The organism is Margalitia sp. FSL K6-0131, from assembly GCF_038008735.1.
Taxonomy (GTDB): Bacteria; Bacillota; Bacilli; order Bacillales; family Bacillaceae_C; genus Margalitia; species Margalitia shackletonii.
This window is the reverse complement of sequence record NZ_JBBOZS010000001.1, coordinates 1,502,622-1,520,428: the sequence shown is the minus strand read 5'-3', so window position 1 is coordinate 1,520,428 and position 17,807 is coordinate 1,502,622. Positions and strand designations below refer to the sequence as shown.

Annotated in this window: 12 protein-coding genes; all 12 read right to left on the bottom strand. The window is 35.9% G+C overall.

Annotated elements, in window-relative coordinates; all coding sequences use genetic code 11:
* Window positions 1-307 precede the first annotated feature (307 nt).
* Entirely contained in the window at window positions 308-3,295 is a 2,988-nt protein-coding gene (locus tag NSQ59_RS07155; RefSeq protein ID WP_340830413.1) for a CDP-glycerol glycerophosphotransferase family protein, read from the bottom strand.
* A gap of 215 nt (window positions 3,296-3,510) precedes the next feature.
* Window positions 3,511-5,622 (bottom strand): bifunctional glycosyltransferase/CDP-glycerol:glycerophosphate glycerophosphotransferase, encoded by a 2,112-nt coding sequence (locus tag NSQ59_RS07150; protein WP_340830411.1) that lies wholly within the window; start codon window positions 5,620-5,622, stop codon window positions 3,511-3,513.
* A gap of 268 nt (window positions 5,623-5,890) precedes the next feature.
* Entirely contained in the window at window positions 5,891-8,770 is a 2,880-nt protein-coding gene (gene uvrA / locus NSQ59_RS07145) for an excinuclease ABC subunit UvrA (protein WP_340830410.1), read from the bottom strand.
* Window positions 8,771-8,777: 7 nt separating this feature from the next.
* Window positions 8,778-10,757 (bottom strand): excinuclease ABC subunit UvrB, encoded by a 1,980-nt coding sequence (uvrB, locus tag NSQ59_RS07140; RefSeq protein ID WP_055738790.1) that lies wholly within the window; start codon window positions 10,755-10,757, stop codon window positions 8,778-8,780.
* 286 nt (window positions 10,758-11,043) lie between these two features.
* Window positions 11,044-11,292 carry a CsbA family protein gene (locus NSQ59_RS07135; RefSeq protein ID WP_055738789.1) on the bottom strand — a complete coding sequence of 83 codons (249 nt, stop codon included), beginning with the start codon at window positions 11,290-11,292 and terminating at the stop codon, window positions 11,044-11,046.
* Between the two features lie 94 nt (window positions 11,293-11,386).
* Complete coding sequence (locus NSQ59_RS07130; RefSeq protein ID WP_055738788.1) at window positions 11,387-12,031, bottom strand: HD domain-containing protein; 645 nt, start codon at window positions 12,029-12,031, stop codon at window positions 11,387-11,389.
* Window positions 12,032-12,383: 352 nt separating this feature from the next.
* Window positions 12,384-13,040: a phosphate signaling complex protein PhoU gene (gene phoU / locus NSQ59_RS07125; protein ID WP_055738787.1), complete on the bottom strand. Its 657-nt coding sequence runs from the start codon at window positions 13,038-13,040 to the stop codon at window positions 12,384-12,386.
* A gap of 51 nt (window positions 13,041-13,091) precedes the next feature.
* Window positions 13,092-13,862 carry a phosphate ABC transporter ATP-binding protein PstB gene (gene pstB, locus NSQ59_RS07120; protein WP_055738786.1) on the bottom strand — a complete coding sequence of 257 codons (771 nt, stop codon included), beginning with the start codon at window positions 13,860-13,862 and terminating at the stop codon, window positions 13,092-13,094.
* Between the two features lie 34 nt (window positions 13,863-13,896).
* Window positions 13,897-14,727, bottom strand: coding sequence for a phosphate ABC transporter ATP-binding protein PstB (gene pstB, locus NSQ59_RS07115; RefSeq protein ID WP_055738785.1), 831 nt, complete (start codon window positions 14,725-14,727; stop codon window positions 13,897-13,899).
* 22 nt (window positions 14,728-14,749) lie between these two features.
* A complete protein-coding gene (gene pstA, locus NSQ59_RS07110) occupies window positions 14,750-15,634 on the bottom strand; it encodes a phosphate ABC transporter permease PstA (RefSeq protein WP_055738784.1) in 885 nt (294 codons plus the stop codon).
* Window positions 15,634-16,539: a phosphate ABC transporter permease subunit PstC gene (gene pstC / locus NSQ59_RS07105; RefSeq protein ID WP_055741154.1), complete on the bottom strand. Its 906-nt coding sequence runs from the start codon at window positions 16,537-16,539 to the stop codon at window positions 15,634-15,636. Before pstC ends, pstA begins: the two co-directional genes overlap by 1 nt.
* Before the next feature lie 259 nt (window positions 16,540-16,798).
* Entirely contained in the window at window positions 16,799-17,716 is a 918-nt protein-coding gene (locus tag NSQ59_RS07100; RefSeq protein ID WP_055738783.1) for a phosphate ABC transporter substrate-binding protein, read from the bottom strand.
* Between the last annotated feature and the right edge of the window lie 91 nt (window positions 17,717-17,807).

Here is a 17,807-nt window from a genome sequence, read left to right as displayed (position 1 = left end):
TTTATTCCACATATAATAAACGAATGAAAAAAATTCGACATGAATAGACGAACTTAAACATTATTATAAATCGAAAAAACTGTTCTTACAACGATTAATTGATAAATAGGGCTTAACTACTTCTATTGCCAATATATTGCATGCCATCCAGACCAGCAAAAAATACAGGTATTGATGTTATATTACCCCCGTACAAAGATTATAAACTTCAAGACCAATATCAAAAGAAAAGAGTTAATCCCCAAACGGAAATAACTCTTTTTGATCTCTTCTTTTGAAAGAAGCGGAAATTTCCTAATGCTTCCTCCTAAGTAAGTCTTCCAATTGTCTTCCTATACAAGAGCTTTACCTTTTCAGGATAATATCCCCTTTTTTTGATTTGTGTAATTTCATGATACATTCTCTCACAATTCTTATGATCAATATAAGTGAATATTAAATCTTTTCCCTGACTTACTTGTTCTTTTTCTTTAAAATCGTTTTTAATGTACTCTTTTAATTCGTTATTCATGGTTTCAACATTATTTACAATACTACCTAAGAAGGTCTCTTCTGGTGCACGAAGTATGCCTCTTTTAAAGAAATCGTCAAAGTCAAAATGATAAAAGATAACTGGCTTGCTCATATACGAAAAGTCAAATGAAACACTTGAAAAGTCCGTAATCATAATACTGCTTTCAATTAATAAATCTTGAACATTTTTTTCCCCGAGCTTTATTATTTTCATTCTAGGATTATCTGGGATATTAAAATGTTCAATATAAGGCTGCATTCGGTAATGCGGGTAGAAAATAAACTCGAGATTATACGTTTCAAGTATTTTCTGTAATTCTTCACTTTGCAATAATTCGCTGTACCTCTTAAAATATACAGATTCTAAAAAGGCTTCTTCTGTATTTAACCATTCTCTCCATGTAGGAATACAAAGTATTTTTCTGTTTCCCGATAGATCCTGTTGGAGTGGAAGTGCATCAAATCTTGACAACCCTGTTATTTTCACATTCTTTTTAGGATATTGCATGCTATTAACAACAAGTTCCTGCTCTCCTTCAGAACTAACACAAAACATATCAAACGGATAATCATAATATTTACGATGATACTCTACATTTTTCCTACCTAATACACCATGTTGAATGAAAATCTTTCGTGCTTTACGATAATTAAAAAGCGAATATCCTTTAAATGGAAGAAAATATTCATTATCGTGTGAAGAAATATAGGTAGATGCCAAAAGCGTGTAAAGAAAATGCTTTCTTGTTCCAAAATATAGTACATTACCTAAATTTCTTATATTTTCAATATCATTGGATTCAGGATCAATTGCATAATATATTTCTTTGTTAGGAAATTTCTCTCTGCAGTATTTAAAAAAATGATAACCCGTATCTTGAGCAGTATCCGGTCTTTCCCCTATGATCCATATATCTTTTTTCTTATATAAAAAGATATACAATAACGGATGAATTAACATGAGCAACTTGCTGTAAAAATCAAAAGATAACACTTCAATTTTAATATTTCCTCTTGGAGTCAACGAAAAATAGTGATCTTTTATTTTCTTTATTTGCTTATCAAATAAAGAAGCTTTTCGAATACTTCTATCTTTTCGATAAACAAATTTTCTAAAACCAAGTTTTTTGGTTATTATTTCCCCTTCAAACTCAATAACAATATAAAAATCCCATATTCCATTGGAAAGGATTGATCCATTATTAATTTTCTGCAAATTAATTTTTGTTTCAAAACCACTCCATTGATAATCCATTATTTCTTTGCCAAATCGTTCGGTTATATCCGGTCTTTTGGAACTATTTAATGGAATAACGATTTTTTCTTCTGTAAACCTTTTATGCAAAATAATGTTTCTTTTCATTTCTTGTGTCGAGTTTTTTCCATCAACAAAAGCCCACCCCTTTATCTTGAGTGTCTTATTGTTTGTTTTAAATACTTCAACATCTCTTATAATTCTTAATGAATTAATGGTAAAACATAACCCTTGAGTTCTACTGGAATACAGGTAACATTGGAGTTTCTCATCATTTTGAATGAAATCCCACATATATTGATACCTATTGATTTGTTCTTCCGGAAAACTAAGCAAAATCGTTTCTTCTTTGTCATTAATGGTACTAACAAGCTGAAAATCCCATCTGCCCTTAATTTCAGAAGAATTCTCTTGTATTATCTTTTCAAAATCAATAATTGTTTCTAGATGAATGATGTCAGATTCTTCATCTATAACCATTTCGGCATGAAAATCGATTTGCTCATTTGTATTTCGTTTGATTAATCTACATACAGGAAATAAATGAATATCCATTTTAGATAAGAAACGGTTCTGTAATTGAGCAGAAAGGTGTAATTTCCAACCATCCATTTTAAAATTACTCATTGTCCCCTGAACCGATACATTATCTAAAATAATGGAAAAATTACCTTTAATAGTTTGATAAAATTTAATATCAGAATATCTATTATTATTTTGAACTAAGAGTGTTGAATGTTCTCCCTGCCAATTTTCATTTGTAAATGTTAAACGGCTGACAACTTCCAATCCCGAATAATGTTCTACTAAATAGAAATCCCAAATTCCATATAAAAATTCATTTGATGGCAACTTTTGAAAGTCAATTTCAACTGTACCTTCCTTATTCTCATTAACATCAAAAGGAAAGTCGAAAAAATGCCCCGTTTTTCGGCTGGCGATTCGGAGAAATTTCTTATCATTTATTTCTTCATTAAATAATGCGAAAATAGTAAACAATGCGGTAGTGGAATTGATTACTTCAAAATGAAGCAATTCATTTTCGATTTGGTATTTACGTGATTCCTTTTTTGCATTGATGGAGGTAACTCGTAATTGGGAATCTTCCATACTAGACAACTTCCAAAGTACATTTTGGCTCAAATATAGATTATGTTTATGTTGGTCAATTTCATTCGTTAGTTTTTGTGTATCAACTAATTTACCTTCTTTCTTTATCTGCAACCAACAATCAAATAGACCGTAATTTAAGCTTTTTCGTATCCATTGTATGGGAATTTCTCCATTGAAAGTGTATTTCAAATTATTTTTATCTATTAATTCGTAGCTCTCTATTTTATACAAGAACTTTTTCCTATCTTTTACAAAAACCAAAAAAAGCTCACTGTTATTTCTATCGATAACACTGTTTACTAAGAGATCACCACTAAAATGTATCTTTTCATTTTTCTCTACCATTATTTCACGTATAGAAGATTTTATTATAGTAGAAAAATTTTTATCGATTTTTCTTTTTATACTGAACAATTATTATCACCACTCATAACAATTTGCACTAAATGAACTATCTTTGTATTATAACAAATTGCGACAAATTCATACAGTAAAAAAGGAAAATGATATAAGACACTTTTAGCTTTATTGTTGAAAAAGGAACTAATAGAAATAACATTCTTCTCTTTTATTTAGTAATGGAAAGTTGAAAGTAACCTTAATTTCGTTATAAATATTGTTCGTAATTATCAAAAAACTTCATCTACAATCTTTGCGGCAGCTACCCCATTATCCCAATCGCAATATACTTTATAGAAGTTCTCATACCGTTCCTTATATTCATCTTCCACTTTCTCGATATTTAGAATAGCATCGATCACTTCCTCTGATGTATGAAGAAGAGGCCCCGGAACATCCGTTTCTATATTAATATAAAATCCTCTTAAGGTATCTCGGTATTTTTCAAGATCATACGTATAAAATAATATTGGCCTTTTTAAATTTGCGTAATCAAAAAAGACAGAAGAATAATCCGTTATCAAAATATCCGATATTAAATAAAGCTCGGCAATATCATTGTATTTTGAAAGATTTAGCGCAAAATCCTCCAAGCCTTTTGTTTCAATATCGTCTGCAATAAAATAGTGCATTCGCAAAAGGATAACATATTGATCACCAAGTTTTTCTTTCATATCCTGGAGATTCAGACTTAAATTGAATTTATACTTACCCGGTTCATAATATTCATCATCTCTCCATGTAGGTGCATACAAAACTACTTTCTTATTTAATGGAATGCCTAATTTTTGTTTTATATTTTTGGCAATTCTATTACGGTCTTTATGATATAAAATGTCATTTCTAGGATAACCATATTCTAAAACTTTTTTATTATATTTAAAGGCTCTTTTAAATATATCTGTTGAATACTGATTTGGTGAAATAAGATAATCCCATCTTCTGGATTGTTCATAAAAATGTTTTTTATAATTTGGATTAGCGGAATATACATCGTTCATATCAAATACCAGTTTTTTCAATGGAGTGCCATGCCATGTTTGCAGATAAATATTTTCTGATCTTTTTTTTAAATGGAGAGGCATTCTTGAATTACTGACCCAGTATTTTGCAGTCGCTAAGTAATAATAATACGCAAAACTAAAACGTTTTATTTGCTTATGTTTACCGGGAATATCTTTTACCTTCTTATTAAAAATCCATATGTACTTAAAATCCATATTTTGTTTCACCATATGTTCATAAATGTACTTTGGACTATCTGAATAGTTCTTTCCCAAAAAACTTTCAAAAATAATGGTCTTTTCTTTTATAGGTAATTTTAAAAGAATAGTGTCATAAATAAAATAATACATTTTTGTTCTGCCTTTTAACGCACGTTTTAAATTTCTAGCAAAGTGATGAAATGTTAATAATCTGGAATACTTTTCTTCTTTTCCTTTTGCTAGTAATTTAATTTCATGTTTCACCACCATATTGGTGTTTTTTAACATGCGTTTAGAAACCTTTTTAGCAGAAAATGACAACAGATTAAAATTATTAGCTATTTTAGCTTTGTCCGCGAATAGCATTACAACCTCTTTTCTATATAAATTAAGAAATTGTTTGTCTAAATAATCTGTTATGAATGAATCCCCTTTTTCCATATCCCTCAAATCATTATAAATCGTTAAAAAGTCATGTAATCTTTGTTCTCTTTCTAATTGCATTAATGCCGGATTTGAGATAGGATCATTTCTTAATCTTTTGAAATATAAACAATCAGATAAATACGGAATTTCCTCCAAACCCTTTAGTAAGGAAATAATGATGGGTAATTCTGTATAGCAATGTACATTCTCCGTAAAAGTTAAATTGTTTGCTAAGATAAATTCTTTAGAAATAAGGTGATGTATAATAGACATTCCTCCAAAATGTCTAAAACGATCCTTAAACAGTAAGCCCTTATCATTATTTTCCTTTTGGAAAATATCATTATGCTTCTTCACTATTTTTTGCCGTCCAGAAATAATCTTGTACCCTCTTATATTTTCGATAAGCTTCTGTAATGTAGCGCTTTCAATAAAATCATCGCTGTCCAAGAAATAAACATACTCTCCTGTTGATTGACGTAAACCGAAATTTCGAGCAGCACCAACACCTTTTCTTTCAGTGAAAGAACTTATTTTTATTCTTTCATCCATTTTAGAGTATTCATTAATAATCCGATTGGAGTTGTCAGTAGATGCATCATCTACTATTATGATTTCTATATTTTCATATGTTTGATTTATCACGGATTCTATGCACTCAGGCAAGAATTCCTCCGTATTAAATACTGGGATTATTACCGTGATTTTCATACTCTTCCCCCCTTTGCCACAGAATAGAGTTTAGCAGTTTATCTTAAATATCGGTAAGCTTCCTTTAACGGAAATTTCTGAACACTCTATTCATATGTGTTTTACATTACCATATTGTTATCCATCCGTCATCCAACAATGAAAATTTTATACAAATATATTAATTGAACCAATATTTTATTTTATTGTTAGCCCTTTGTCATTGACCATCTTGCAGTATTGGTTTACATAGAAAAAAAGCAATTTCGACTTAAAGTCGAAATTGCTTTCACATAGATGAGGTGACTTTTTCAAGGTTTTGAACCTTTTTTTCCATTCTTATAGCGTCTCTGTCCAGCACAGGCTTTAAATATTTTCCCGTATAGGATTCCGGAACCTCGGCAATTTTTTCCGGTGTGCCTGTTGCAACAATGGTTCCCCCATTAGATCCTCCTTCTGGACCCAAATCAATAATGTAATCTACTGTTTTGATGACATCTAAATTATGTTCAATAACAAGAACCGTATCACCGTTCTCTACTAATCGTTGCAGAACATCAAGAAGTCTAGCAATATCATCTACATGAAGTCCTGTTGTCGGTTCATCTAATATATAGAAAGACTTGCCAGTTGAGCGGCGGTAAAGTTCAGATGCTAGCTTCACCCTTTGTGCTTCTCCACCTGATAAAGTTGTCGCGGGCTGGCCAAGTTGAATATACCCCAATCCAACATCTGCAATCGTTTGTAATTTCCTTTTGATTTTTGGGATGTTTTCAAAAAATTCAAGAGCATTCTCCACGGTCATATCCAACACTTCAGCAATACTTTTTCCTTTGTACTTTACTTCTAATGTTTCACGATTATATCGTTTTCCATGGCAAACTTCGCACGGTACATAGACATCTGGGAGAAAGTGCATTTCGATTTTGATAATCCCGTCTCCTCGACATGCCTCACACCGTCCTCCCTTAACATTAAAACTGAAACGACCTTTCTTGTATCCGCGAATTTTCGCTTCATTGGTGGCGGCAAAAACATCACGTATATCATCAAATACTCCAGTATAGGTTGCTGGGTTCGAGCGTGGAGTTCTGCCGATCGGTGATTGATCAATATCAATGACCTTTTCAAGGTAGTCGATGCCTTTAATATCTTTATGCTCACCAGGCTTGCTTTTCGAACGATATAGTCTTTGAGCTAATGTCTTATACAGAATCTCATTTATTAGTGTACTTTTTCCGGAGCCTGAAACACCTGTAACAGCGATAAACGTTCCGAGTGGAAATTTTACATTTACATTCTTTAAGTTATTTTCCTTTGCTCCTTTAATTTCAATGAAGCGTCCATCCGGTTTTCTTCTTTCAATCGGAAGAGGAATAAACTTTTTCCCTGATAAATATTGACCGGTTAATGATTTCGGATCATTCATTACTTGTTCAGGAGTGCCTGCAGAAATGATCTCTCCACCATGAATCCCCGCACCAGGGCCAATATCAATTAAGTAGTCTGCCGCAAGCATTGTATCTTCATCGTGTTCTACGACAATTAATGTATTTCCTATGTCACGCATATTTTTCAAAGTACCAATTAGACGGTCATTATCACGCTGATGTAAGCCGATAGACGGCTCATCAAGAATATAAAGTACGCCTGTTAAACGGGAACCAATTTGGGTAGCGAGACGGATCCTTTGTGCTTCTCCACCAGAGAGAGTACCAGCTGCTCTGCTTAACGTCAAATATTCCAAACCGACATTAACAAGAAACCCTAGTCTTTCCCTAATTTCACGCAGAATTAGGTTGGCGATTTTCATTTCTTTTTCTGTAAGCTCCAAGCTGTTAAAGAAATGATCCGCATTTTCGATGGAAAGCTCAGATACTTCCCCGATATGTTTATGATTAATTTTGACGGCAAGCGTTTCTTGCTTAAGCCTGTAACCTTTACATTTTGGACACGCATGTTGTGCCATATATTTTTCCATCTGCTCTCGAATATAATCCGAGCTTGTTTCTTTGTAACGGCGTTCCACATTTGGGATTACACCCTCAAAACGAATATTTCCTTCCCTTATTTGACCGAAATCATTCTCATATCGGAAATAAATGGATTCATCACCTGATCCGTATAAAATTTTCTCCATTTGGTGCTTCGGTATATCCTTTACAGGTATATCCATATCGATCCCATAATGATTGCAGACTGCTTCTAAAAGCTGCGGATAGTATTGTGAACTGACTGGTTCCCATGGAGCAATAGCATTTTCCTTTAAAGAAATATCCCAATTAGGAATAACGAGTTCCACATCTACCTCAAGCTTTGTTCCTAAACCATCACACTCAGGACAGGCGCCGAATGGGCTATTAAAAGAAAACATCCGTGGTTCCATTTTATCGATGGAAAAACCGCAATGCGGACAAGCAAGATGTTCACTGAAGAGCAATTCCTCTTCCCCAATAACATCAATAATTACTTTTCCATCCGCTAGCCGCAATGCTGTTTCCAAGGAATCCGCCAAGCGGGCTTCAACACCCTCTTTTACAACAATCCGGTCAATTACCACTTCGATGGAATGTTTTTTATTTTTCTCCAGATTAATATCTTCCCCAAGATCAAGTAATTCTCCGTTTACTCTAACCCTGACAAATCCTTGCTTTTTAATATCCTCAAATACCTTAACGTGAGCACCTTTTCTTCCGGATACAATGGGTGCTAACACTTGCAGCTTCGTTCTTTCCGGATATTCCATTATACGATCAACCATTTGCTCCACTGTTTGAGAGGTAATTTCAATCCCATGATTCGGACAGATTGGTCTGCCGACACGCGCAAATAAAAGGCGTAAGTAATCATATATTTCGGTTACGGTTCCAACTGTTGAGCGAGGGTTGCGGCTTGTTGTTTTTTGATCAATAGAAATAGCTGGAGATAAGCCTTCAATCGCATCCACATCCGGCTTATCCATTTGTCCTAAAAACTGCCTTGCATAAGCAGATAAGGATTCTACATATCGTCTTTGTCCTTCTGCATAAATCGTATCGAAAGCAAGAGATGATTTTCCTGATCCGGAAAGACCTGTAACAACGACAAGTTGATCACGCGGTATTTCGACATCAATATTTTTTAGATTATGGGCCCTTGCTCCCTGTACTATTATTTTATCTTTTGCCATAAAGGCATCATCCTTCCGCTTTCAATTCTAAAAGTGTGTCACGAAGCTGGGCTGCCCGTTCGAAATCAAGCGCCTTTGCGGCCTCTTTCATTTCTTTCTCGAGATTTGCCATTAATGTTTCTCTCTCTTGTTTCGTTAACTTTCTCGATTTTTCCTTTGGAGCATATTCTTCTTGCTCCTCGGCAGCATGGGTTGCACGGATTATATCATGAATATCCTTTTGAATCGTAGTAGGTGTAATGCCATGCTTCTTATTGTATTCTTCTTGAACAGTACGCCTGCGTTTTGTTTCCTCTATCGCTTTCTCCATTGAATCTGTTATGCGATCAGCATACATAATTACTTGACCGTTTGCATTACGGGCAGCACGGCCAATAGTTTGTATGAGGGAACGTTCGGATCGTAAAAACCCTTCTTTATCCGCATCAAGGATCGCTACTAATGAAACTTCAGGAATATCAAGTCCTTCACGAAGAAGGTTGATTCCTACTAATACATCATATTTACCGAGACGGAGATCGCGAATGACCTCAATTCGTTCCAACGTCTTTACTTCTGAGTGCAAATATTGCACCTTAATGCCAACTTCCTTTAAATAATCCGTTAAATCCTCGGACATTTTCTTTGTTAACGTTGTAACGAGAACCCGTTCATTACGTTTTACACGTTCATTAATTTCTCCCAATAGGTCATCAATTTGTCCCTCAATTGGGCGGACATCAATGGTAGGATCAAGCAATCCAGTAGGCCGGATAATTTGTTCAACCATTTCCGGTGAATGCTCCAATTCATATGGTCCGGGAGTTGCAGAAACAAACACAATTTGACTGATATGCTCCTCAAATTCATCAAACGTAAGCGGGCGATTGTCTAGTGCAGATGGCAGACGAAATCCGTGGTCAACCAATACTTGTTTCCTTGCCTGGTCCCCATTATACATTCCGCGAATTTGCGGAAGGGTCACATGGGACTCATCCACGACAATCAGCATATCTTTTGGAAAATAGTCTAATAAAGTATATGGAGTCGAGCCTGGAGGGCGCAGTGTTAAATGCCTTGAATAGTTCTCAATTCCAGAGCAAAATCCCATTTCCCTCATCATTTCAAGATCGTATCTCGTACGTTGCTCCAATCTTTGCGCTTCCAGCAAACGATCGTTTTCACGCAGCTGTTTTAACCGCTCTTCCAATTCTTTTTCAATATTTTCAATGGCAACACGCATTTTCTCTTCACGTGTCACGAAGTGGGATGCTGGGAAAATGGCAACATGATCTCTATCTCCAATAATTTCTCCTGTTAATGCATCCACTTCCCGAATTCGATCAATTTCATCTCCGAAAAATTCTACGCGGATGCAATGTTCGTCACGGGATGCAGGAAAAATCTCTACAACATCTCCTCTAACCCGGAAGGTTCCGCGCTGAAAGTCAATATCATTTCTTGCATACTGAATATCTACAAGCTTTCGAAGTAATTGATTCCGTTCTATTTCCATTCCAGTTCTTAAGGAAAGCACCATTTCCCGATATTCCTCAGGCGAACCTAAACCGTAAATACACGAAACGCTGGCAATAATCACAACATCATTTCTTTCAAATAAGGAAGATGTAGCTGAATGGCGCAATTTATCAATTTCATCATTCACACTTGAATCTTTTTCAATATAAGTATCAGTTTGAGGTACATAAGCTTCTGGTTGGTAATAATCATAGTAGCTTACAAAATATTCAACCGCATTATTTGGAAAAAATTCTTTAAACTCACTATATAATTGACCGGCTAATGTTTTATTGTGTGCAATAATCAATGTTGGCCGGTTTATTTCTTTGATTACATTCGAAATGGTAAATGTTTTTCCGGTTCCAGTGGCTCCAAGCAATGTCTGATATCTTTTACCGGAATGAATCCCATCCACAATTCGCTTAATTGCCCCCGGCTGATCTCCTTGTGGCTGATATTTTGAAATAAGCTCGAATTGACCGTTCATTTCCTTAACCTCCCATCCATTCTAGAAATATATCTTTTTTGTCATACTCCATACATGATCATAATCATTATTCTACCACAAATAGTAAACTTTTAACCACTAAAAAGCGAACAAATTTTCGGTTTTTCTTATTGCTGATTTATAGCCTTATATATCCACACAATATACAAGAGGTACAAACATCAACATTACTATTTATCAAAGTTTTTTTCTGTTATTCAACCTTATATAATGCAAGTAAAATCAAAGCAGAAAAAACGCTTAATGCGGCAAATAATTATGTGCATTAAGCGTTGTGATTTTGTTGTTTTTTATGTTTTTTAGGACCCAATTTATTGGCAAAGAAATATCCGGCTGTTAACGAGGCTGCATCTATAATATACAGTAATTCTGTATGAGTATACCCCTTATAGACAGAAGCAACAATTAAACCAACCGTTAACAGGAGTCCAATTATTTTACTGTATGTAACCCTTGCGAAAAAAACCACCAGTATTCCCGGCAAGAAAATGGCGGCGATTATTTTTTCGATCATACACATCCCCCTGGTGAAATTTGAATTGCTAAATTCACTTGCACCTTTCACTGTTTATATCATAACCAAAAATTCGGTAATGGAAAAGTGAAAATTAATCGGAAAGGTTTGCTTTAATGATTTTCTTTGTAATGCTATTCAATTCACTATGCTCGATGAATTTTTCATTTAGCATGTCAGGTAAAATTTCTTTTAAAAAGTATTGAACACTCACCATTTCTTTAAATTCTAATATGGTCATCAAGGATTCTTCATAGATTTCCTGAAATAAGCTTTCCGGGTTACCCTTTTGAATTTCGCCAAATGATTCATAAAGTAAATCAACTTTATCTGCTACAGATAAAATTTTTCCTTCTAATGTATCATCCTTGCCTTCCTTAAACCGTTCTAAATAGATGGATTGAAATTCCTTGGGAAACTCTCTTAAAACAAATTTTTTTGACATCTGTTCCTCGACTTGACTAAATAAATCCCGTAATTCTTTGGAGGCATACTTAACAGGGGTTTTAATATCACCTGTAAAAAGCTCATTATAATCATGATTTAAGGCTTTTTCATATAAAGATTTCCAATCTACTTTGTTCCCGGCTTGTTCCTCCACCGTTCCAAAAAATTGAGCGATTTTTGTTACCTTGAAAGAATGACTTGCAACTGAATGCTCCTGAAATTTAAATTTACCAGGACATCGGTATAGCTTTTCCAAATCCGATAAACTTTTAAAATATTGATGAACACCCATTATCATCATCCTTCTCTTTAATTATTTCTTGTGATTGTATCATGAAATGAAGGAAAACCAAAAATATAAAGAACAAATGCGCAAGCGCCTTGCCCATCGGCGTATGGATTTCGTAGTCGTAGGCTCGAGATAAAGGAAACACAGTGAGGTAGTTCACGAACTGATGTTGACTTATCGTAGGGAGGAGACGGAGAAATCCACTAGCCGATAGGCGCTGGTGAAATTTGAACTGCCAATTTCACTTGAAGCTAGACGTAGACAACTTTTCCAAAAGTTATCCACAAGGTTCAATTTTATAAATTCCTTAGCATCAAGAAAACCTCATCAAATCCAGGATGAGGTTCAGCAGTTTTTATTTATTTAAGTCGATAAGGGAGCCTGTTTTCAAATAAACAATCCACTCACAAATATTCGTAACATAATCCCCGATTCTTTCTAAATGCTGAGCCACTAGAAGGAGATGTGAGGCTTGATGAATCCAAGCTGGATTTTCTTTCATGATATCTACTAATTCCAAGAAAATCTTTGAGTAGTATTTGTCTATCATATCATCCTTTTTGGCAACATCAACGGCTGCATCGCGGTCTAGTTCCACATATGAATTTAAAACTTCATGAACCATTTCCTTCACCATTTCAGCCATTTTAGGAATGTCAATTAAAGGTTTTATATACGTTTCATCCTTTAACCGAATGGTCGCCTTGGCAATACTTACAGCATGGTCGCCCATCCGTTCGAGGTCAGATGATACTTTGAGCATTGTGGCAATACGGCGTAAATCCGTTCCTACTGGCTGTTGTGTTGCAATCAATTCAAAGCATTTTTGTTCCACCTGTAATTCTAAATCATTAATATTTTGATCATCCAAAACAACTTCTAATGCAAGTTCATTATTCTTCTCCACTAAAGACTTAATTGCCTTATAAATTGCTTCTTCTACTAAAAGTCCCATTTTCAATAGATTTTCATGCAGCTCTGTCAGTCGATCCTCAAAAATACGTCTAGCCACCGTCATTTCTCCCTTCAATATCCTTTTGATAAATTGTCTACGTCTAGCTCCTTATCCGAATCGGCCGGTAATATAATCCTCCGTTTGTTGTTTCTGAGGATTGGTAAAAATTTTGTTCGTTTCGGCGAATTCTACTACTTCACCATTTAGAAAAAAGGCGGTTTCGTCTGACACGCGTGCAGCTTGCTGCATACTGTGGGTGACAATAACAATCGTATATTTCTCTTTTAAATCCAAAATAAGCTGCTCAATTTTAGATGTAGAAATAGGATCAAGTGCGCTTGCAGGCTCATCCATTAAAATAACTTCCGGCTGAATAGCCAAAACCCTGGCGATAACAAGCCGTTGCTGCTGTCCACCAGAAAGCCCCATAGCAGAGGTATTCAAGCGATCTTTTACCTCTTCCCAAAGTGCAGCGGCTTTTAAGCTCTTCTCTACTAGTTCATCTAACACAACTTTATTTTTAATCCCATGAATGCGCGGGCCGTATGCAACATTATCGTAAATAGACATAGGAAACGGATTAGGTCGTTGAAATACCATGCCTACTTGCTTGCGTAAATCAACGACGTCCACTTTCGTATCATAAATATTTTCATTTTTGATGAAAATATTTCCTTCCACCCGAAATCCCGAAATTAAGTCATTCATGCGGTTTAATGTGCGCAGAAAAGTAGATTTTCCACAGCCTGATGGCCCTATAAGTGCAGTAACTGCTTTTTCTTTCATGTTTAATTGAATGTTTTTAAGCGCCTTAAAATCATCGTAATATACATTTAAAGAGTCTGTTTGAATAATAGAAGCTGTAGCTGTCAGTGTCATTTATTTCACCTACTTTAATAAAATTGTTTATGGATTATCCAAAATTTCCTGAGATATAGTCCTCTGTTTGCTTTTGCTTTGGATTTGTAAACATATCCTTCGTTGCACCGAATTCAACTAGTTTTCCCATATAGAAAAAAGCAGTCTGATCGGAAATCCTTGCGGCTTGGTGCATGCTATGAGTAACGATGGCAACTGTATAATCATTTTTTAACTCTGTAATCAATTCTTCTATTTTTCCTGTTGAAATGGGGTCCAGTGCAGAAGCAGGTTCATCTAACAGCAAAACATCCGGTTCCATCGCAATGGCTCTGGCAATGCAAAGGCGCTGCTGTTGTCCCCCAGACAAATTTAATGCAGAACGATGTAAACGATCCTTTACCTCATCCCAAAGTGCAGCCTTCTTCAAGCTTTTTTCCACGATTTCTTGGAGGACCCGTTTATTCTTTTCACCGTGATGCCTTGGTCCAAATGCCACATTTTCGAATATGGATTTCGGGAATGGATTCGGTCTTTGAAAAACCATCCCAATATTTTTTCGAATTTCAAATACATTAACATTCGAATCATTTAAATTCATTCCGTTATAAAGGATTTTTCCTTCTATCCGGCAGCCTTGAATTTCGTCATTCATCCGATTGATGCTGCGCAGGAAAGTAGATTTTCCGCAGCCTGATGGACCAATTAGAGCTGTAACCTGATTTTTATAGAAAGGAATGGATACATCATAGATTGCTTGATGCTTGCCATAGAAAACATTAATATCTTCTGTTCCGATTGCAATCTCTTTTGGCTTTTCTATTGGAGTATCCTCCACCAAATAAATGGGAGGGTTTTTTTCCTTTTTTAATACAGTGGAAACCATAGCTTCGTTCTCCTTTCTGGCATTACGCCGATGTCATCCGTTTGTAAAGTAATTTTCCAATCCAGCGTGCGCCAATATTAAAGATTAAAATAACAATTACTAAAAGTGCTGAGGCACCGCTTGATACGGCTGCTACATCGGGCATAATACCTTCCCCGTTAATTTTCCAAATGTGAACGGCGAGTGTTTCAGCAGGTCTTAATGGATTAAGCGGTGAAGCAGGATTAAATGGATTCCAATTTGTAAAATCCAGAATAGGCGAACTCATACCTGCTGTATAAATTAGCGCGGCGGCCTCTCCAAAAACTCTTCCTGACGCTAATACAATCCCAGTGACAATACCTGGTATAGCGGCTGGAACCAAAACATGCTTAATGGTTTCCCAGCGAGAAACTCCAAGAGATAACCCTGCCTCCCTTTGGGTTCCAGGTATCGCTCTAATTGAATCCTCGACAACCCTAACCATTAAAGGAAGATTAAACACTGTTAAGGCAAGTGCTCCAGAAAGGATGGAAAATCCCCAGCCCATGTAAATAACGAATAACAAAAATCCAAAAAGTCCTACAACAATGGACGGCAGTGAGGAAAGAACCTCAATTGCTGTTCTTAATATAGATGTAAAAGCGTTTTTCTTCGCATACTCAGCCATATAGATCCCTGCTCCAAGTGAAAGGGGGATACTAATGACCATTGTTAAAATCAAAAGATAAAAGGAATTAAACAATTGCGGGCCAATTCCGCCTCCAGCCTGCACTGCTTGCGGCGGAGAGGTAATAAAATGCCAATTGATATGGGCAATTCCTTTTAAAACAATATATCCAAGTAAGCCTGCCAGAAGGATAATAATGAAAGCTGCGATTAGATAAAAAACGGCGGTTGCGATACGATCTGCTATTTTTGCGTTCATTAATAGGACCTCCTTCTGCCTATAATGCGGACGATTAAGATAAAGAATAAAGACATGAATAACAAGACTAGTGCAAGGGACCAAAGTGCATTATTTTCGACTTGACCCATAATGGAATTTCCCATTCCCATTGTTAATATACTGGTTAAGGTTGATGCAGGCTCAACCAATGAATGAGGAAGAATGGATGCATTCCCAATTACCATTTGAACCGCTAATGCTTCCCCAAAGGCTCTTGCCATCCCAAATACAATAGCAGTTAACAAGCCGGGACGCGCTGTTTTTAAAATAACACGAAAGATGGTTTGCCAGCGTGTTGCACCTAAAGATAGAGATGCTTCTCGCAGAGAATTAGAGACTCCTTCAATAGCATCGACTGAAAGACTTGTAATCGTTGGTAAAATCATGACTGCTAACACAATGGTTCCTGCCAGAATCCCAAACCCGCTTCCTGTAAAAGTATTTCTGAGGAAAGGAACAACTATCGATAAACCAACAAATCCGTATACTACAGATGGTATCCCCACTAAAAGTTCAATCACTGGCTGCAAAACTTTTTTGCCGAATTTCGGAGATATCTCTGTCATAAAGACAGCAGCACCTATAGATAACGGGGCACAAATAAGCGCGGCTAAAAAAGTAACGGCAAAGGAACCAACGATTAACGGAAGAGCACCGATTAATGGTTTTCCTAATTGATCTACTTTTCCAGGTGACCAGTTCTTGCCGGTGATAAAATCAACAAAACTTCCGTGATTCACAAAAAAAGTACTGAGACCCTTTGTAGCCACGAAAGAGATAATAGAAATTGCTACCAATATCATAATAAAGACAGATGAAAAAGTAAGAATGCGTCCACGACGTTCTGTCCAGATCTTTGTTGTTGAGTTCCATTTTTCTGTCATTTTAACTTCTTTTACTTCCAAAATGGTTTCCCCTTTCATGAGAGGTTATTAGAAAAGAGCAAGCGCCGCAGCTCTAGCGTGTGGATTTCGTAGTCCCATGCGAGATAATGAATAATTAACTAGGTCGTTCACAAGCTGTTGTTTTATCTGCAGGAAGGAAACCTAGAAATCTGCTAGCCGATGGCTGCTTGCGCTAGACATATAAAGAACATCAGACCCCAATCATCGAGAAACTCGGGTGAAGGGGCCAATGTTTTGCTTATTTTTGTGTTACTTTTCCTTGTGCATCACGTTCTACTTTCATTCCTGTCAATGGAATATAGCCAAGATTAGGAACAAGAGAATCTTGTACACTAGGGCTTAACATATAATCTAAGAAGGATTTTGTAAGTCCTTTTGGTTCACCATTTGTATACATATGTTCATAAGCCCAAATTTTCCAATCGTTTGTTTCTACATTTGCTTGCGTTGGCTCTACTCCATCTACTTTTAATGGCTGGATAGTATCATTGAAATAAGAGAATGCTAGATAACTAATCGCACCTGGAGTTTGGCTGACAATTTTTTGTACTGTACCTGATGAATCTTGTTCTTGCGATTTCACTGGAGTTGCACCATCTAATGCCGTTTTTTCAAATACGGCTCTTGTACCAGATCCTTCAGCACGGTTGATGATGACGATTTTTTCATCTTTACCGCCAACTTCTTTCCAGTTCGTGATTTTTCCAGTGAATATTTTAATTAAATCATCTTTTTTAATATCCTTAACGCCAGTATCCTTGTTAACAACAGGGCCCATTCCAACTACAGCTACTTTATGATCAACAAGTTTACTTGCATCTACACCTTTTTCTTCAGCAAATACGTCAGAGTTACCAATGTCAACGGCACCTTCAAAAACTTTACTAATACCTGTCCCACTACCGCCACCTTGAACGTTAATAGTAGTTCCGGCATTTTCACCCATATATTGACTAGCAGCCTGTTCTACAAGTTGTTGTATCGCTGTAGATCCAACTGCTGTAATAGAACCACTCACTGCTTCTTTTTTATTTCCATCGCTATTGTTATTAGATGAGGAAGCATTAGAATTTGTAGAATTACCGTTTCCACATCCTGCTGCTATAAAAGCAAACATTAATAACATTCCTAGCATTGCTACTAATCTTTTTCTCATTTGTTTGTGCCCCCTAGTAATTTTGGATTATCAACCTTACAAGTTTAAGATACTACTAGGGTGTTAATGTGGTATTAATGAATTGTTAAGA

Excerpts from the sequence above, each read along its gene's own strand:
- NSQ59_RS07150 (WP_340830411.1), bottom strand. The coding sequence starts at position 5,622 with ATGAAAATCACGGTAATAATCCCAGTATTTAATACGGAGGAATTCTTG.
- uvrA (WP_340830410.1), bottom strand. The coding sequence starts at position 8,770 with ATGGCAAAAGATAAAATAATAGTACAGGGAGCAAGGGCCCATAATCTA.
- uvrB (WP_055738790.1), bottom strand. The coding sequence starts at position 10,757 with ATGAACGGTCAATTCGAGCTTATTTCAAAATATCAGCCACAAGGAGAT.
- NSQ59_RS07135 (WP_055738789.1), bottom strand. The coding sequence starts at position 11,292 with ATGATCGAAAAAATAATCGCCGCCATTTTCTTGCCGGGAATACTGGTG.
- NSQ59_RS07130 (WP_055738788.1), bottom strand. The coding sequence starts at position 12,031 with ATGGGTGTTCATCAATATTTTAAAAGTTTATCGGATTTGGAAAAGCTA.
- pstB (WP_055738786.1), bottom strand. The coding sequence starts at position 13,862 with ATGACACTGACAGCTACAGCTTCTATTATTCAAACAGACTCTTTAAAT.
- pstB (WP_055738785.1), bottom strand. The coding sequence starts at position 14,727 with ATGGTTTCCACTGTATTAAAAAAGGAAAAAAACCCTCCCATTTATTTG.
- pstA (WP_055738784.1), bottom strand. The coding sequence starts at position 15,634 with ATGAACGCAAAAATAGCAGATCGTATCGCAACCGCCGTTTTTTATCTA.
- pstC (WP_055741154.1), bottom strand. The coding sequence starts at position 16,539 with ATGACAGAAAAATGGAACTCAACAACAAAGATCTGGACAGAACGTCGT.
- NSQ59_RS07100 (WP_055738783.1), bottom strand. The coding sequence starts at position 17,716 with ATGAGAAAAAGATTAGTAGCAATGCTAGGAATGTTATTAATGTTTGCT.